This is a genomic window from Variovorax sp. CCNWLW225 (assembly GCF_037204045.1).
GTDB lineage: Bacteria > Pseudomonadota > Gammaproteobacteria > Burkholderiales > Burkholderiaceae_C > Variovorax.
The window spans coordinates 535,518-550,747 of record NZ_JBBCBV010000002.1 but is presented as its reverse complement, the minus strand read 5'-3'; the positions used below and the strand labels follow the sequence as shown (position 1 = coordinate 550,747).

General features: G+C 67.5%; 13 protein-coding genes. 9 read left to right on the top strand and 4 right to left on the bottom strand.

The genetic code is table 11. The features are described from left to right. Positions 1–5 precede the first annotated feature (5 nt). Both V9L20_RS07185 and V9L20_RS07180 read right to left on the bottom strand, forming a co-directional pair. Positions 6–1,367: a hypothetical protein gene (locus tag V9L20_RS07185; protein WP_337296031.1), complete on the bottom strand. Its 1,362-nt coding sequence runs from the start codon at positions 1,365–1,367 to the stop codon at positions 6–8. Continuing rightward, entirely contained in the window at positions 1,364–4,117 is a 2,754-nt protein-coding gene (locus V9L20_RS07180; RefSeq protein WP_337296030.1) for a tannase/feruloyl esterase family alpha/beta hydrolase, read from the bottom strand. The genes V9L20_RS07185 and V9L20_RS07180 overlap by 4 nt, the downstream gene beginning before the upstream one ends. 119 nt (positions 4,118–4,236) lie before the next feature. Here V9L20_RS07180 and V9L20_RS07175 point away from each other — a divergent pair, with 119 nt between their 5' ends. From V9L20_RS07175 to V9L20_RS07140, 8 genes are all read left to right on the top strand, one after another. After that, positions 4,237–5,157, top strand: a complete 921-nt coding sequence (locus V9L20_RS07175; protein WP_337296029.1) for a LysR family transcriptional regulator — start codon at positions 4,237–4,239, stop codon at positions 5,155–5,157. After that, the gene (locus V9L20_RS07170) at positions 5,154–6,167 is read left to right on the top strand and encodes a Bug family tripartite tricarboxylate transporter substrate binding protein (protein WP_337296028.1); all 1,014 of its coding nucleotides are present in this window, start codon (positions 5,154–5,156) and stop codon (positions 6,165–6,167) included. The genes V9L20_RS07175 and V9L20_RS07170 overlap by 4 nt, the downstream gene beginning before the upstream one ends. A gap of 153 nt (positions 6,168–6,320) precedes the next feature. Then, the gene (locus tag V9L20_RS07165) at positions 6,321–8,108 is read left to right on the top strand and encodes an alkaline phosphatase D family protein (RefSeq protein ID WP_337296027.1); all 1,788 of its coding nucleotides are present in this window, start codon (positions 6,321–6,323) and stop codon (positions 8,106–8,108) included. A 139-nt stretch (positions 8,109–8,247) separates the two neighbouring features. Further along, on the top strand, positions 8,248–8,751 hold the full coding sequence (locus V9L20_RS07160; protein ID WP_337296026.1) for a sigma-70 family RNA polymerase sigma factor: 504 nt from the start codon (positions 8,248–8,250) through the stop codon (positions 8,749–8,751). Between the two features lie 20 nt (positions 8,752–8,771). Further along, positions 8,772–9,758, top strand: a complete 987-nt coding sequence (locus V9L20_RS07155; protein ID WP_337296025.1) for a FecR domain-containing protein — start codon at positions 8,772–8,774, stop codon at positions 9,756–9,758. 158 nt (positions 9,759–9,916) lie between these two features. Beyond that, on the top strand, positions 9,917–12,373 hold the full coding sequence (locus V9L20_RS07150) for a TonB-dependent siderophore receptor (RefSeq protein ID WP_337296024.1): 2,457 nt from the start codon (positions 9,917–9,919) through the stop codon (positions 12,371–12,373). Continuing rightward, positions 12,373–12,669, top strand: a complete 297-nt coding sequence (locus V9L20_RS07145; protein ID WP_337296023.1) for a DUF3649 domain-containing protein — start codon at positions 12,373–12,375, stop codon at positions 12,667–12,669. The genes V9L20_RS07150 and V9L20_RS07145 overlap by 1 nt, the downstream gene beginning before the upstream one ends. Further along, on the top strand, positions 12,666–14,237 hold the full coding sequence (locus V9L20_RS07140; protein ID WP_337296022.1) for a PepSY-associated TM helix domain-containing protein: 1,572 nt from the start codon (positions 12,666–12,668) through the stop codon (positions 14,235–14,237). The genes V9L20_RS07145 and V9L20_RS07140 overlap by 4 nt, the downstream gene beginning before the upstream one ends. Here the strand turns inward: V9L20_RS07140 and V9L20_RS07135 are convergent. Further along, positions 14,212–14,490, bottom strand: coding sequence for a hypothetical protein (locus V9L20_RS07135; protein ID WP_337296021.1), 279 nt, complete (start codon positions 14,488–14,490; stop codon positions 14,212–14,214). The two genes, V9L20_RS07140 and V9L20_RS07135, sit on opposite strands and share 26 nt — an antisense overlap. A 170-nt stretch (positions 14,491–14,660) precedes the next feature. On the opposite strand from V9L20_RS07135, the gene V9L20_RS07130 reads away from it, so the two are divergent. Beyond that, positions 14,661–14,879, top strand: coding sequence for a hypothetical protein (locus V9L20_RS07130; protein ID WP_157613478.1), 219 nt, complete (start codon positions 14,661–14,663; stop codon positions 14,877–14,879). A gap of 8 nt (positions 14,880–14,887) precedes the next feature. Here the strand turns inward: V9L20_RS07130 and V9L20_RS07125 are convergent, their stop codons facing one another. After that, positions 14,888–15,082 (bottom strand): hypothetical protein, encoded by a 195-nt coding sequence (locus V9L20_RS07125; RefSeq protein ID WP_258505788.1) that lies wholly within the window; start codon positions 15,080–15,082, stop codon positions 14,888–14,890. Positions 15,083–15,230 lie beyond the last annotated feature (148 nt).

Below are 15,230 nucleotides of genomic sequence, written 5' to 3'. Positions count from 1 at the left end.
GGAAATCAGGGGGCTCGCGCCGGCACGCGGCTCTCGAGCGCGGGCGGCTGCCAATCGGGCTTGATGTGGCAGCCGTTCTTGCCGTCGGTGTCGTAGCGCGGCGCCACCGATGCGCAGCGCTGCGCAAGGCTTTGCGGCGTGGGCTTTTCGCCCTTGTCGATCCAGTCGAGCAGGGCGGTAAAGAGCGCGGGGTATTCCGAATCGCTCAGGTAGCTGTGCTCGCGCTCCGCGCTGAAGCTCTGCACCAGCTGGCTGCCGGTGCCGGCCGCGTCGCGGATGCGGCGATAGGCGTTCTCGAGTTCGACGAAAGCCGTCGGGTCGTCGATGGCATGCAACGCCAGCGTGGGCAGCGCTGTGCGCCCGGTCGGTTGGCTGTCGGCTGCCAGGGCGCCCTTGGCCTGCGGATCGGCGGCGTAGCGCAGCACGCCCGCATTGAGCGCCGCATCGTCGGCCGAGCCTTGGTAGACGACGCCAATGTTGCCGAACGGATTGCGGCCGCCCAGGCGCTCTTGCACCAGGTCCTGGAACAGCCAGGTCGCCCAGTTCAGGTGGCCGAGCAGCGAGCGCTCCTCGATCTTCACGACCGAGAGAATGGTCTGGAGCCGCGCGGCCTGCTCCGGCGTGCGCTGCGCGGCGGGCATGCCGACTCCGGTGCAGTCCTTGACGCGCGAGGCCAGTTCGGCGCGCGTGAGTTTCGAATCGGCGGGCAGGCCCATCCACAGTGGGTACTGCGGCTCGTCGGCGCGCGGATGGTTGCGGCACACGTATTGATAGACCACGCGCAGGTCGAGCCGGAAGTCATAGGCGCTGTTGCCGCCGCCGAGCACGCCGCTGGTGAGCAGAAGTCCGTCGTACGGCGACTTTGCATCGCCGACAGGCGCATAGAGCTCGGCCGCCTTTGCCGCAACCCCCGCGCCGTAGCTCTGGCCATGCAGCAGCGTGCGCTGTGGCTGGCCGAAATGGCGCACGAAAATCTGGCGCAGCCGCTCGGTGTCTTCGGCCGCCATCGTCACGCCGTAGCCGCCGCGGCGGTAGGTGGAGCCGGCCCAGGCGTAGCCGGCCTTCACGGTGATGGCCCAGCGTTTCAGGTCTTCCTGGCTGCGCTCGAGCTTGGGCGGCCCGGTCTCCGGGCCGCCGTGCGCATGCATCACGAGCACGCCGCGGTTCCAGTCTTTCGGAATCGCGATCCAGTAGAAAGAACCGTTGCCGTCTTCGCCTGTGTAGCAGCGTGCGGCCTCAGGCACGGGTGCGGGGCAGGGCGTTGATGCGGGTGCCTGCTTGGATGCGGGCGAGGCCGCTTGCGCGGAGAGCGGCAGCGCGGTGCCCAGCAGCGCGAAAGCGGCCAGCGTGGAAAGTTGTTTTTTCAATGTCGTACTCCGAGTTCCAGCGCCGCGTTCGTTCCTGCCGTGGAAGCGAATCCGAGGACGCCGCTGTTGAAGATGAAATTGCCCGGCCGGCCCGCGTCGGCCTGCACCGCGCCGAGCACAGGCGTGTCGTAGCTGAGCGATGCAGAGGTGCCGCCCAGGTTGAAGCTGCTGCCCGCCACGGTGGCTTCGCGGTTCTGGCCTGTCACAGCGGCCATGGCGTAGCTGCCGTCCGCCGTGCCGGGCGTCAGCGTCTGCTGCAGGCCGAACATCCGCAGGCCGGCATTTGCCGCCGATTCGCGCACCAGGTGCAGCGGCACCGCGGCGCCGTTCACGAGCCCGATCACCATCGACCCTGTGAGCGTGCCGCCGGTGGTCACGGCGCCGCCGGTCGGCGAGGTGGTGCGCAGGTCGAAGGCACCGCGCGCGGTGTTGTAGGTGATGTAGCCCTTCTCCGTCTGCGTGCATGTGGCGTCGTAGGTCATGAACCCGCCCGTCACCGCATCGCGGCAATACTGGAAAGTGCCCGCATTGCGCAGCCGCACCGATGAGGCATGCGCCACCGCGGCGCCCGTGCCCTGTTGCACGCCGACCGCGTTGAAGATGTTGGCCACCGGGTTGAACACCGCCGGTGCGGCCGTGTTCTCGAAGGTGTTCTGGAACGCGATGAGCGGTGCAAAGCCGCCGCTCGGCGCATTCACGCCCCCAAGCAGCACGCCGCCGGGCGCAAAGCTGAAGACAGCCGCGCTCTCGCTGCTCGCATAGCTGCAGCTGCCTTGCGCCACCAGGGCGCCGCTGCGCTGCGTGCCCGCCGCGCGCTGCAAGCTGGCGTCGATGGTCACGGTGTAGGCCATGGTGGCGGGATCGATGTCGACGCGCAGTTCTTCGCCGAAGCTGTTGCCGCCCTTGTAGCTGGCAGGGGTGGCCGGCAGGTTGGGGCAGGCCAGCGGATCGCCGACCTCGGTCACGCAGCTGTAGTTGACTGCCGCATCGAGGCTGCCGCTGCCGCGGTACTTGGGCCATGCCGGAAACTGGCACAGCGGGCGCGTGCGGCCGTAAGTGCCTGCCACCGCATCGACGGCTACGCCTGTGGCAGGTGCCAGGCCTGCCTCCACCCAGCCCTCGAGCGCCGCAAGCGAGTCCCAATTCGGAATGAAGCTGCCCGTGCCATGGCCCATGCCCGGCACGGTATAGAAGCGCATGTGCTCGTCCACCGCAGCTTGGCCCACGGTGGCGATGAGCTGCTTGTAGTAGTCGATGGTCGAGTTGGGGCTGATCACCTCGTCGGCCAGGCCGTGCAGCATGATGACCCGGCCGCCGCGCGCGAAGAAGGGCGCGAGGTTCGGGTTGGTGGCATCGGTCAGCGCCGACACCTCGCTCACGCGCGAGGCATAGCTGCCGGGGTCCAGCGGGTCGAAGCCCAGCGAATCGAAGGTGTCGATGCGCGTGACGAAGTACTTCACCCACTGGTCGCCCGTGACATACATGTTGGCGTCGGCCGACGTGGCGGGATTGCCCGGCACCTTGCGCGTGCCCAGATCGCGCGTGGTGTAGGGGCCTGCCACCAAAGTGCCTTCGAGGATGTTGTAGCCGCCTGCGCGCTTTACGCCGTTGGCCAGCGAGTAGGTGCTGAACTCGAGCGGCGATTCGATGGTGCGCACGGTGGCAAGCTGCGCGTCCGAAAGGCAGGTATCGCCGTTGTCCGTGCCGCCGCTGCAGCGCAGCGACGCAAGGATCTGCGTGTTCAGCAGACGGCAGCTTTCCACGTTGCTCACGATGTTGTCTGCCGCGCCGTCGAGCTTGTCGCAGGCCTGCATTGCCGCCTTCTGCACCAGCAGCGTCTTGGCCACGTTCATCCAGCCGGCGCCGCCGTTGCTGTAGAGCGCGCGGCCCACCGCTACGTTCGACAGCCGCGTGCCGGTGTAGTTGAGCGCGGGCTCGTTGGCAATCACGCCGTCGTAGTCCAGCGGCCAGCGCTGGATGTAGCTGAGCGCATCGCGCCCGCCGGTGGAGGTGCCCAGAAAGTAGGCGTAGGCGGGCTCGATGCCGTAGCGCGCGAGCACCAGCGCCTGCGCCACGTCGCGCGTTTTTTTGAGCGAATTGCCGCCGTAGTTGGCAAGCTGCTCGTCGTTGGCGGCAAAGCGCCCGTCGGTGATGCTGCTGGACTGGTGGCCTGAATCGTCGCCGTAGGTTGCATACCCCAGCGCAAGCGGCGCGGGCTTGCCGGCGGGGCCGAAGCGGATGACCTCGGTGCCGTCGATCAGCACGCCGTCGAAGCCGCCGCCGCCGAAGTGAATGGTCTTGCGGTTCCACTTTTCGGGCAGGTTGACCGCGAAGTTGATGGCCTGCGAAGCAGGGTCCATCGGCTGGATGGTGCCGCGCACGCGGCAGTAGTCACCGAGCCGGTTGCCGGCGTCGCTTGCCGCCACCGGCACGGCGCTGGTCACGGTGGCGCCCTGGGTGGGCAGGCTGATGAGCGAGGCGGGCAGGCTCTTGCCGGCGAGATCTGCGCAGGCGATCACCGGCTGCACGGGCGGTGGCGGCGGGTTGTCGGGTGGATCGGTGTCGGGCGCGCCGCCATGGGACGGCGGCGGCGGGGGCGATGCGATGGGAAAGAACCCGGCACCAGCGCTGCCACCACCGCCGCCACCACCGCAGGCGGCAAGAACCAGCGAAATACCAATAGCGGCAACGAACGAACGGCAGGCGCGAAAGGGCGCGTCAGGCAGTGCAGAAAGGCGCGAGTTGCGCATGGACTTGTCTCCGGAATGCGGCCTCGATGGGCCGCTTTTTTGAATGAGCGGCCGGACGATAGGTGCACGGTGACCTAGGGTCAAATAAAATAAAGAGGCACTTCCGATATGAAAAAAGTATGGAAATAAGACCGCTTCGCTACTTTGTGGCCGTCGCCGAGACCGGCCACATGACGCGGGCCGCCGAACAGCTGGGCATTCAGCAGCCGCCGTTGAGCCAGGCCATCAAGGCGCTCGAACGCGAGTTGGGGGTGCTGTTGTTCCGGCGGCATCCGCGCGGCGTGGCGCTCACCGATGCGGGCCGGCTGTTCCAGGTGGAGGCGCTGCGCATGCTGCAGGACATGGCGGCCATGAAGCAGCGCATGGCGCGCGTGGCCAAAGGGCAGGCCGGCACGCTGGCGGTCGGCTTTACCAGCTCGGCCGCGGCGCACCGCTTCGTGCCCGAGGCGTTGCGTGCTTTTCGCCGCGCGCATCCCGAGGTGGAGCTGCAGCTGCGCGAGGACAACGCAGCCGAACTCACCGAGGCGCTCGACGCCGGCCGCCTGCACTGCGGCCTGCTGCGCGTGCCGGTGGCGCGGCCCGAAGGCCTGCGCTTCGAAACGCTGCTGCGCGAACCTGTGCTGGTGGCAATGCCCAGCGACCACCGCTTTGCCCTCGCGCGCAGCAAGGCCTCGCGGCCGCTGCCGCTTGCGAAGCTGTGCGAGGAAGGCATCATCCTCGTGCGCCGTCCGGGCGCGCCGGGCCTGTATGCCGAGTTGCTGGCCATGTGCCACGCCAAGGGCCTGCGTCCGCGCGTGGTGGCCGAGGTGGACCGCATGATGACCAACCTGAATCTCGTCGCCGCGGGCGTCGGCCTGTCGGTGGTGCCGGCCTCGATGACGGGCGTGCATGCGCATGCCATTGCCTACACCCGGCTCGCCGACGGCGGCCAGCTCGACGCACCGCTCACGCTGGTCTCGCGCGTGGAAGAAGACAACCTCCCCGCGCAGCACTTTGCCGCGCTGCTGCGCAGGCATGCGAGCGAGAACCCCGGGTCATGAGTTTTTCGCCGCGCCGCCGCCGGCTGGTGCGTGACGCCGGCATTGCGCTTGCCGCCGCCTGCGCCATGCCGCAGTTGCTGCGGGCTGCGCCATCGCCTTCGCCTTCGACTCAATGGCCGAACAGGCCGATTCGCTTGATCGTGGTTTATCCACCGGGCGGCGTGAGCGACGGCATGGCCCGCGTGCTGGCCGAGCCGCTGGCCCAATCGCTCGGCGTTCCGGTGCTCGTCGAAAACCGTGCCGGCGCGGGCGGCAGCATCGGCATGGATGCGTTGGCGCGTGCCACGCCCGATGGCTGCACGCTCGCGTTTTCGGCCATCAGCCCGATCACGCTGCATCCGCTGGTTGCCCGCGTGCCCTACGACCCGTTGCGCGCCTTTGCCCCGGTGGCAAGCGTGATGCGCACGCCCGTGCTGGTGGTCGGCACGCCGGCCTTCGCGGGCCGCGGCTTCCAGGAACTGATCGCGCTCGCGCGCAGCCAGCCCGGCGCGGTGCGGTGGGCCACGTCGGGCGTGGCCACCATCGGCCACATGGTTCTGGCACAGGTGCGCATGCAAAGCCGCACCGCCATCACGCACATTCCCTACGCGGGCGGCGGCCCGCAGCTCAACCATGCACTCGGCGGGCAGTTCGAGGTGCTGTCGACCAACGTCGCCGCGCAGCAGCTGCAGTACATAGGCGAAGGGCGGCTGCAGGCACTGGCGGTGGGTGCGCCGGCGCGCATCGAGGCCTTGCCCGCGGTGCCGACGCTTGCCGAACTGGGCTACGAGCGGGCCAATCGCGACTCGCTCTTCGGCATCTTCGCGCCGGCCCGCACGCCCCCGGCGGTGCTGCAGCGGCTCAATGCACAGATCAACCGGGTGCTGCGCAGCGACACCGTGCGCGCGCGGCTGCGCGGTGCGTACAACCTGCCGGTGGGCGGAGCCATTGAAGACCTTGCGCAAGAGATTGCGGTCGACCGGCGGCGCAACCGCGAACTGGTGTCTGGAGACCGGTCGCAGTTCGATTAGCTGCGCATTTTTGCAGCCGGTTGGCTTCCGGCTGACACGCGCATAGGTACAAACCTACGCTGGAAACCAAAGTCTTCACCTTCAATGGCGCCGACGTCGAAAGGAGACTGAGGCGTGCGGTGCGTCTCGTCCTCGGCGGATCAGGAGACAGCCATGCGCACGCAGAACGAGAAGAAGAACGACCAGGCAAGCCAGACCGGCGATGACGGCGGCGGCACAGATCCCCAGCAAGCCCTGACCGGCACCACCCGACGCTCGCTCATACGCAACGCCGTACTGTTCGCGATGTTCTCGGCCAGCGGGGTGAGCCTGACAGGTTGCGGAGGCGGAGGCGGGGGAGGTGGCGGAGGCATAGGAGGGGGCATTGGCGGAGGCGGCGGCAGTCCGCCCGTGAGCACCGGCCCGGTGTTCAAGCATGGCGTTGCCAGCGGCGACCCGTTGTCGGACCGGGTGATTCTCTGGACCCGGGTGACGGCGCCCGCACCGGGCACCCTGAACGTCGAATGGCAACTTGCAAGCGACGAGCGTTTTGGCGTGATCGTTGCGCGCGGCACGGTGAGCACCGGCCCCGAGCGCGACTACACGGTGAAGGTGGACGCCACGGGGCTCCAGCCGGCCAGCACCTATTTCTACCGCTTCGTGATGGGCAGCGAGGCCTCGCCCATCGGCCGCACAAAGACGCTGCCGGTGGGCGGTGTTTCGCAGGCCCGGCTGGCGGTGGTGTCCTGCTCCAACTTTCCCAGCGGCTACTTCAATGTGTATGCCGACATTGCCAGGCGCACCGACATCGACGTGGTGCTGCACCTGGGCGACTACATCTACGAATATGGCCGCGTGGGCTATGCGTCGCAGTTGGCCATTGCCATCGACCGCGTATCGACACCCGACCATGAGATCCTGACGCTTGCGGACTACCGCGAGCGCCATGCGCAATACCGCACCGACAGCGACCTGCGTGCGCTGCATGCGCGGTTTCCCATGATTGCCGTGTGGGACGACCATGACCTGGCCGACAACGCATGGGTGGGCGGCGCCGCCAACCACGACGAATCGAGCGAGGGCAGCTTTGCGGCGCGGCGCGCGGCCGCCGTGCAGGCCTACCACGAGTGGCTGCCAACGCGGCTGCCCGACCCGGCCAACCCGCTGCTGATCTACCGCTCGTTCGACTTCGGCACGCTGGCTTCGCTGCACATGCTCGACACCCGGCTGATCGGCCGCGAGCGGCAGCTCACGCTCGACCAATACCTGGCCGGCGAGGCGGCCGCCCCCACGCGCCAGCTGCTGGGCCAGCCGCAGGTGGATTGGCTCTCCGCGCGCATGGCGGCCTCGGCCGGTACCTGGCAGGTGCTGGGCCAGCAGGTGCTGATGATGCGCATGGCCATTCCCCTGAGCATTGCGACCGACTTCAGCCCCGAGACGCTCGGCGCCTATGTGGCCGCGCAGGCGCTTCCGGACGCCGCCCGCAGCGACAGCCAGAGGGCCTTGCTCGCGCAGCAGAAGGTGCCCTACAACATGGACGCATGGGACGGCTACCCGGCCGCGCGCGACACCGTGCTTGCCATGGCGCGCAACCAGGGCAAGAACCTTGTCTCGCTGGCCGGCGACACGCACAACGCCTGGGCCGGAAACCTCACCGATGTTTCGGGGCAGCGGGTGGGGGTGGAATTCGGAACGTCGTCGGTGTCGTCGCCCGGCTTCGAACGGGCGGTGCCGCTGATTGCCAACGACCTGCTGGCCGACGGGTTCCTGCGCATGGTGGACGACCTGCGCTACGCCGAAACCAGCAAGCGCGGCTATGCCGTGCTGACCCTGACACCCGGCGAAGCGCGCTGCGAATACATCGAGATCAGCACGGTGCTGAGCCGCGACTATTCCGTGAGAACGGCCGCCACGCTGCGCGCGTTGCCGGGCACCGGCAATTTGCAGGTGCTTGCGGCCTGAGGGTGGGTTGGGCCGACGCGGTGGCAGGCGCATTTCACGGCCTGCCTGAGATTCGCGGCATTTGTGAACCAAATAGCCAATACAATTGCGAACGATTCTCATCCGTTGCGTCAACGTCGGTTCTCCAGAATTTCGCTTCATGTCCGCGGCCGGCCCTCTTGTTCCACCCATCGAAGTTCTCTACAGCGACCACCATGGCTGGTTGCTGGGATGGCTGCGCCGCCGCCTGGGCGATGCCTGCGATGCGGCCGACCTGGCCCATGACACCTTCGTGCGGCTGATGGCTTCTTCGCGTACTGCCAGCCTCGGCGATGAACCGCGCGCCTTCCTCACGCACGTGGCCAAAGGACTGGTGGCCGACCATTGGCGCCGGCGCGAGGTGGAGCGGGCCTACCTGGAAGCAATTGCGCATCTTCCTGAACCCGAGGCGCCGTCGCCCGAGGCGCGGATGCTCATCATCGAATCGCTGCTGCGCATCGAGGCGATGCTGGCCAGCCTTCCGGGCCGCACGCGGCAGATCTTCCTGCTGGCTCAATTCGATGAACTGACGCTCCAGCAGATCTCCGAGCGCATGGCCATGCCCGTGATCACGGTACGACGCCATATCCACAAGGCGCTGGTCGCCTGCATGTCCGTCGCGTGAGCGGCAGCGGGCCCAGTGCAATGAACAGACAGCAGCCGGCCACGGCAGGGGCCAGCCCCAGTCCCGCACTCCTGAGCGAAGCCGCCGACTGGATGATGACGCTGCGCTACGGCGACAACGCGCAGGCGGGACAAGAGGCGCAGGCGAACTTCGACCGCTGGCGCCAGCAAAGCCCCGCACATGCCGAGGCCTGGGCGCGGGCGGAGGCCCTGATGGGCGTGTTCGCGCAAGTGCCGGCAGGCATCGGCAAGAGCGCTTTCCATGCCTTGCAGCAGCCCAACCGCCGCCGCAGCATGGGCCTGCTGGGTGCATTGCTGGTTGCGGCGCCGGCCGGCTGGCTGGCATGGCGGCACATGCCCTGGCGCGAGTGGACCGCCGATGTCGCAACGGCCACGGGCGAGCGCAAGTCGATCACGCTGGCAGACGGCTCGCGCCTGGTGCTCAACACCGCCAGCGCCGTGGACATCGTGTTCACCGCCGCGGAAAGACGCATCCGGCTGCAGGCCGGCGAGATTCTTGTGACCACGCATGCCGATCCCTCGCCCACCTATCGGCCGTTCCTGGTACAGACGCCGCAGGGCACCGTGCGTGCCATGGGCACGCGCTTCAGCGTGCGCCGCCTGGACGAAGGCACCACCCGGGTCGCTGTGTTCGAAGATGCCGTGGAGATACGGGCGGTGGAAGGCGCCGCGCGTGTGCTGCGTGCGGGAGAGCAGCTCGACTTCGAGGCCGGGCGCATCGGAGCGGAGCTTCCTGTGGAGGTCAGCGCCGCGCTCTGGGAGCAGGGCATGCTGCTCGCAAGAAACATGCGGCTGGCGGATGTTGTCGCCGAAATGAGCCGCTATCGCAGCGGCGTTTTGCGCTGCCACCCCGCGGTGGCCGATCTGCGCGTGTCGGGTGCCGTTTCTCTTGCCGACACCGATGCCGGACTCGCGCTGCTGGCGCGCTCGCTGCCGCTGCGCATCGAGCAGACGACCCGCTATTGGGTGACGGTGGCCCCGCGATAGCCGGTGAACTTGGGCTTTCGGCCCGGGCAACGCGGCTCGCCCAAGAAATTTTTCATCCCGAGGTGATCACTTTTTCCGTCTCGTCCGGTGTGAGAGGGAATGACGCGTCGACACCGATGCGCGCCACCACCCTCATAGCTATTCAAGGACGCAGATAAATGACATCGCAGCAGGCCCGCCGGCACAGGCGCATCGACAAGTTCGCGGTTGCGATCACCACCACGGCCATTCGCGCCGCGCTTGGCGGAGTTGGCGCCTTGGCATTGGGCGCGGCGCCCGTGTTCGCGGCCGAGGCGGCAGGCCCGAGCGCGCGCCAGTACGCGATTGCCGGCGGTACGCTGGCCGATGTGCTGGCGCAGTACGCGGCAGCCACCGGCGTGCAGCTGGTCTTCGAGCCGGGCATGCTCGCAGGGCTGCGAAGCGGCGGGCTGCGCGGGCGCTACACGGCGCAGGAAGGCTTCGAGCAGGTGCTGCGAGGCAGCGGCTATGAAGTCGTGGGGCAGGGCGCCGGTGCCTATTCGTTGCGCAAGGCCGGTGCTCCCGCGCGCAGCAGCACCGGCGACGCCGCCACGCTCGCGCCCGTGACGGTGACTGCCGCGACCGAGCGCGAAACACCCACCGGCCGCGTCAATGGCTATGTCGCCAGGCGCAGCGCCACCGCAACCAAGACGGACACGGCGCTGATCGAGAACCCGCAGTCCGTCTCGGTCATCACGGCGGACGAAATCGGAGACCGCAAGGCAGAGTCGCTCGACGAGGCGCTGCGCTACACGGCAGGTGTCACGCCCAACCTGAAGCCGTGGGCAGTCGACGAGTTCTCGCTATTGCGCGGCTTCGAGCTCGGCACGGCCGGCATCTTCATGGATGGGCTGCTGACCTCCGGGCGCTCCTATGCCGCGCCCATCGAGCCCTATGGACTCGAGCGGCTCGAAGTCCTGCGCGGGCCCGCATCCGTGCTCTATGGAAAGATGCCGCCGGGCGGCATGGTCAATGCGGTGAGCAAGCGGCCGACGGCAGACACGGTGCGCGAGATCGGCATCGAGTACGGCAGCTACAACCGCAAGCAACTGAAGGCCGACCTTGCGGGCGCACTGGACAGCCGCAACGAATGGACCTATCGCCTCACGGTGCTGGGGCGCGATTCGGACACCCGCCTGGACCACGACCGCGACAACCGCCTCTACATTGCGCCGGCCCTCACGTGGCAGCCCAATGCCAGCACCAAGCTCACGCTGCTCGGGCGCTACCAGAAAGACAACCAGGCCTATGCCTGGCAGAACCAGCTGGAGCAGCCCGGCGTGTTCGGCCAGCCGAGCCCGCGCGTGAACATCGGCGGCTACGACAACCGCTGGCGGCGCGACAACAAGATGCTCGGCTACGAGTTCGAGCACAGCTTCGACGCCACGTGGTCGGTGCAGCAGAGCATGCGCTACAGCGAGCTCGATCGCTCCGAGACCAACGTGTTTCCCCGCGGCCTGCGCTCCGACGGCTACACGATGAACCGCAGCTTCTCGCCGCGCGAGACGCATTGGAAGGGCTTGCTGCTCGACACTCGCGTGCAGGCGCGCTTCAGCAGCGGCCCGCTGGCGCACACGCTGCTGGCGGGCGTGGACTATGCCAAGTCGCGCACCACCGACGAGTTTCCGTACGACCGGCCGCTCCTGGCGCCCCTGAACCTGCTCGCGCCGGTGTACACGCACCAGCCGCTCGCGCCGGCCGCCGATCCGTATGTCGACAGGGTGCCAACCAAGCAGGTCGGCCTCTACCTGCAAGACCAGGTGAAATGGGACCGCTGGGTTCTCACCGCCGGCGTGCGACACGACAAGGCGGATGCCACGGGCACCCGCACCTTCGGCAGGACCGGCGAGAGCAGCGAGATCTACGACACGTCGGCCAGCGCCACCACCGGCCGCGTGGGCGTGGTGTACCTGTTCGAGTCCGGATGGGCGCCCTATGTGAACTACGCAACCTCCTTCTCGCCGGAGATCGGCAAGGACTTGAACGGCGATCTGCTCAAGCCTTCGAAGGGCCGGCAGGTCGAGGCCGGCGTGCGCTACCAGCCGGTGGGAAGGAACGCCAGCTACACGGCCTCGGTGTTCGACATCGTTCGCAGCAACGTGACCACGGCGGCGCCGCAGGTGCCCGGAGAAGTCATCCAGACCGGTGAAGTGAAATCTCGCGGGCTCGAGCTCGAGGCCCGTGCCGACGTGACGGACAACATCAGCCTGATTGCCCAGTACACCTATCTGGACACCCGCATCACGCGCAGCAACGACGGCGATCTGGGCCTGCCGCAGATGAGCACGCCGGAGCACAGCGCGTCGGTATGGGGCAAGTACTCGTTCCCGCTGGGCGGCTCGACGCGCGCGTTTGCCGCCCTTGGCGTGCGCTACCTCGGCAAGGCCCGCTCGGCCTGGGACACGGGCAATGCCAACATCACCAACCCGAGCTTCACGCTGGTCGATCTTGCGCTGGGCTTCGACAGGGGACCCTGGCGCTTCTCGCTCAACGTCAACAACCTCTTGAACAAGCAGTCGCTGATGGATTGCAACGGAAGCATCTGCTACCGCAGCGCGGAGCGCACGGCCAACGTGAGCGCGCTCTACCGCTTCTGATGCGGCCGGCGCGTGGCGCTGTTCGGCGCTCCCCGGGGCCACTTGTGTCGCGTATCGCGGCAGCGCTGTTTGGCGGCTACGCGCTGGCGGCGCTGACCAGCGTTGCCGCGCTGGCGCTGCCCATGGGCACGGTGGAAGCGGTGCTCACAGGCATGCAGGCCAGCTTCGTGGTGTATGCCGTCGCGGTGATCTGGGTGTTTGCGGCAAAGAGCGCGGGGAGGGCGTGGCTGGGCTTGGCGGTGGCCGCGGTGCCGCTGCTGGCGGCGGCATGCTGGGTGTGGAGGGCGGCGGCATGACGGCCACGGCAAAGAGCCTGCGCCAGGCCATGGCCGGTCTTCACACCTGGACCGGCCTGCTGTTCGGCTGGCTTCTCTATGCAATGTTTCTCACCGGCGCGGTGAGTTATTTTCGCGAAGAGATCTCCCAATGGATGCGGCCCGAAGTGCCTGCGCTCAGGCAAGCGCCGGACGCGGCCGCAAGCACTGCATCGGCCATTGCAGGCTTGCAGCTGCTCGCACCGGGCGCATCCCAATGGGTGATCGACCTGGCCGACGAACGCAGGAACTTCATCGCGGCATCGTGGCGCATTGGTGGCGGCCACGGCAGGGCCATGCTCGACCCGTTGACCGGCAAGGCCGTGCTTGCGCGCGAAACCACCGGCGGAGAGTTCTTCTACTACTTCCATTTTTCGCTCCACTACCTGCCGCGCGCCCCGGCACGATGGCTCGTGGGGCTGGCCACGATGTTCATGCTGGTCGCGATCATCAGCGGCGTGATCACGCACAAGAAGATCTTCACGAACTTCTTCACCTTTCGTCCCGGCAAAGGCGCGCGCTCGTGGCTGGATGGGCACAACATGCTGTCGGTGTGGGTGCTGCCCTTTCACCTGCTGATCACCTACACCGGCCTGATCACGCTGATGACGCTGTACATGCCGTGGGGCATCGACAGCGCGCCCGGCGCGGCACAAGCGCGCCAATCGCTCAGGGTCGAGATGACGGCGCTCATGCCGCCGGGCGCGCCGAGCGGCAGCGCCGCACCGTTGGCGGATGTGGGCGCGATGGTGCGCGAGGCCGAGCGGCGCTGGGGAAGCGGCGGCGTGTCGCGGCTGATCGTCGACCACCCGGGCGATGCCGCTTCGCGCGTGCGGGTGGTGCGCAGCGACGCGACGCGTGTGTCCGTCAGTCCGCGCTACCTGGTCTTCGACGGCGCAGAGGGCGCGTTGCTGGAGGCCAGGGACCACTCGGAACCCGCCGCTGAGACCCGCGGCGTGCTGTATGGCCTGCACTTGGGGCGCTTTGCCGGCGTCGGGCTGCGCTGGATGTACTTTCTGGCAAGCTTGGCGGGCGCCGGCATGGTTGCGACGGGGCTCGTGCTGTGGGCCGTCAAGCGGCGCGCCCGCCGCCGCCTCGATGCACGGCAGCCGCAGGCCGGACTCCGGCTTGTGGAGCGGCTCAACGTTGCCGGCATTGCGGGGCTGCCGGTGGCAATGGCGGCGTTCTTCTGGGGCAACCGCCTGCTGCCGGCCGGGATCGCTGGCCGCCCGGACTGGGAGATTCACTTGTTCTTCGCCGTGTGGCTGCTGATGCTGTTTCACGCGAGCGTGCGGCCCGTGCGGCGCGCATGGACAGAGCAGTTCGGGGCCGCTGCCGTGCTGTGCGCCGCTCTGCCGCTGTGGAACCTGCTTGCCGGCAACCGCCACCTGCTGGCCGCCATTCGCGAGGCGGATTGGGTGTTTGCCGGCTTCGAGCTAGCGCTGCTTGCCGCGGCCGCGATGTTCGCCGCGATTGCCATGAAGACCGCCCGGGTCGGCCAGGAGCTGGAAGCGAAGCCACGCGTCACATCAGGCGGAATCCCCGGGTGAATTGCATCGAGGTCTTCGCGGAGGACTTGGGCGCACTCCCCATCTTGGCAATTTCGGCAAGGCCGTCTTCGGTGATGCGAAGCACCGTGGCCACGCGCGACGAAGCGTAGCGCGCCTTCGGGCTGAGCGGCCCGATATCGGCCTCGATCAAGCCGGTAGCCACAAGCACCGAGACATGCCGGAGCTCTTCCGGGACCACCACCCGGACCGGGAGCTGCACATGCTGCAGCCGCATCAAGAACAAAAGCGCCATGCGATTCTCCGGTTGCCCGTCCGATCTGGATACGAGTCGGTCAAAAGAATCACAAGTTAGCGGCCGGTTTTTCCAAGTGCCATTGCCGCAATGTCGTGTCGCAATGTAGGCCTTAAGCTCTACAATTTGCTTGGGAGTAATCTGGCCGCGTCGCTACTCGAGGAGAAGTTATGCCGATGAATTTCCTTCGCCGCATAGAGGACGCCTCTTTCCCCCTGGCCATCCATGAAGAGGCCGACATTCAGTGCGCAGCCGTGCTGGCTGCTGCCGAGCTTATTGAGGCCAACCTCCCCGAACCTGACGATGTTTCAGGCCATCGGGGAGTGATCTTGCGCATCACCCCCAAAGGGCGGGCGGAGCTCAGCCGGTCGCGAGAGGCGCAACGCTGAAGCGCTGCTCATTTGGGTGCAGCCGGGCGTCCGTTCTGCTGCGCCGGCGCACCGCTTGCAGGAAGATTGCCTGGCCCCTCCGATGGGTCTTTGAGGCCGTAGAAGAAGAGCACGCCCACAACAACGACCGCTACGACGGCCAGCAGGGTCCACATCAATCGGCGACCGATGTCGCCCTGTTTGTGATGTTGCTTGGTTGTCATGACGCGGAGATTGACGCCCGCGAAAGCGCAATGCCATGCCGCTTTGACGTGTCTTCTTGAAGGTGGCTCTCCTACGTGGGCGCCTTGCCTCACCTCCCGAACCTCATTGCGCACCAGGATGGATTCAAAATGACAACCTGCCCCAACA

Excerpts from the sequence above, each read along its gene's own strand:
- V9L20_RS07150 (WP_337296024.1), top strand. The coding sequence starts at position 9,917 with ATGACATCGCAGCAGGCCCGCCGGCACAGGCGCATCGACAAGTTCGCG.
- V9L20_RS07175 (WP_337296029.1), top strand. The coding sequence starts at position 4,237 with ATGGAAATAAGACCGCTTCGCTACTTTGTGGCCGTCGCCGAGACCGGC.
- V9L20_RS07180 (WP_337296030.1), bottom strand. The coding sequence starts at position 4,117 with ATGCGCAACTCGCGCCTTTCTGCACTGCCTGACGCGCCCTTTCGCGCC.
- V9L20_RS07125 (WP_258505788.1), bottom strand. The coding sequence starts at position 15,082 with ATGACAACCAAGCAACATCACAAACAGGGCGACATCGGTCGCCGATTG.
- V9L20_RS07165 (WP_337296027.1), top strand. The coding sequence starts at position 6,321 with ATGCGCACGCAGAACGAGAAGAAGAACGACCAGGCAAGCCAGACCGGC.
- V9L20_RS07170 (WP_337296028.1), top strand. The coding sequence starts at position 5,154 with ATGAGTTTTTCGCCGCGCCGCCGCCGGCTGGTGCGTGACGCCGGCATT.
- V9L20_RS07145 (WP_337296023.1), top strand. The coding sequence starts at position 12,373 with ATGCGGCCGGCGCGTGGCGCTGTTCGGCGCTCCCCGGGGCCACTTGTG.
- V9L20_RS07130 (WP_157613478.1), top strand. The coding sequence starts at position 14,661 with ATGCCGATGAATTTCCTTCGCCGCATAGAGGACGCCTCTTTCCCCCTG.
- V9L20_RS07160 (WP_337296026.1), top strand. The coding sequence starts at position 8,248 with ATGTCCGCGGCCGGCCCTCTTGTTCCACCCATCGAAGTTCTCTACAGC.
- V9L20_RS07140 (WP_337296022.1), top strand. The coding sequence starts at position 12,666 with ATGACGGCCACGGCAAAGAGCCTGCGCCAGGCCATGGCCGGTCTTCAC.
- V9L20_RS07155 (WP_337296025.1), top strand. The coding sequence starts at position 8,772 with ATGAACAGACAGCAGCCGGCCACGGCAGGGGCCAGCCCCAGTCCCGCA.
- V9L20_RS07135 (WP_337296021.1), bottom strand. The coding sequence starts at position 14,490 with ATGGCGCTTTTGTTCTTGATGCGGCTGCAGCATGTGCAGCTCCCGGTC.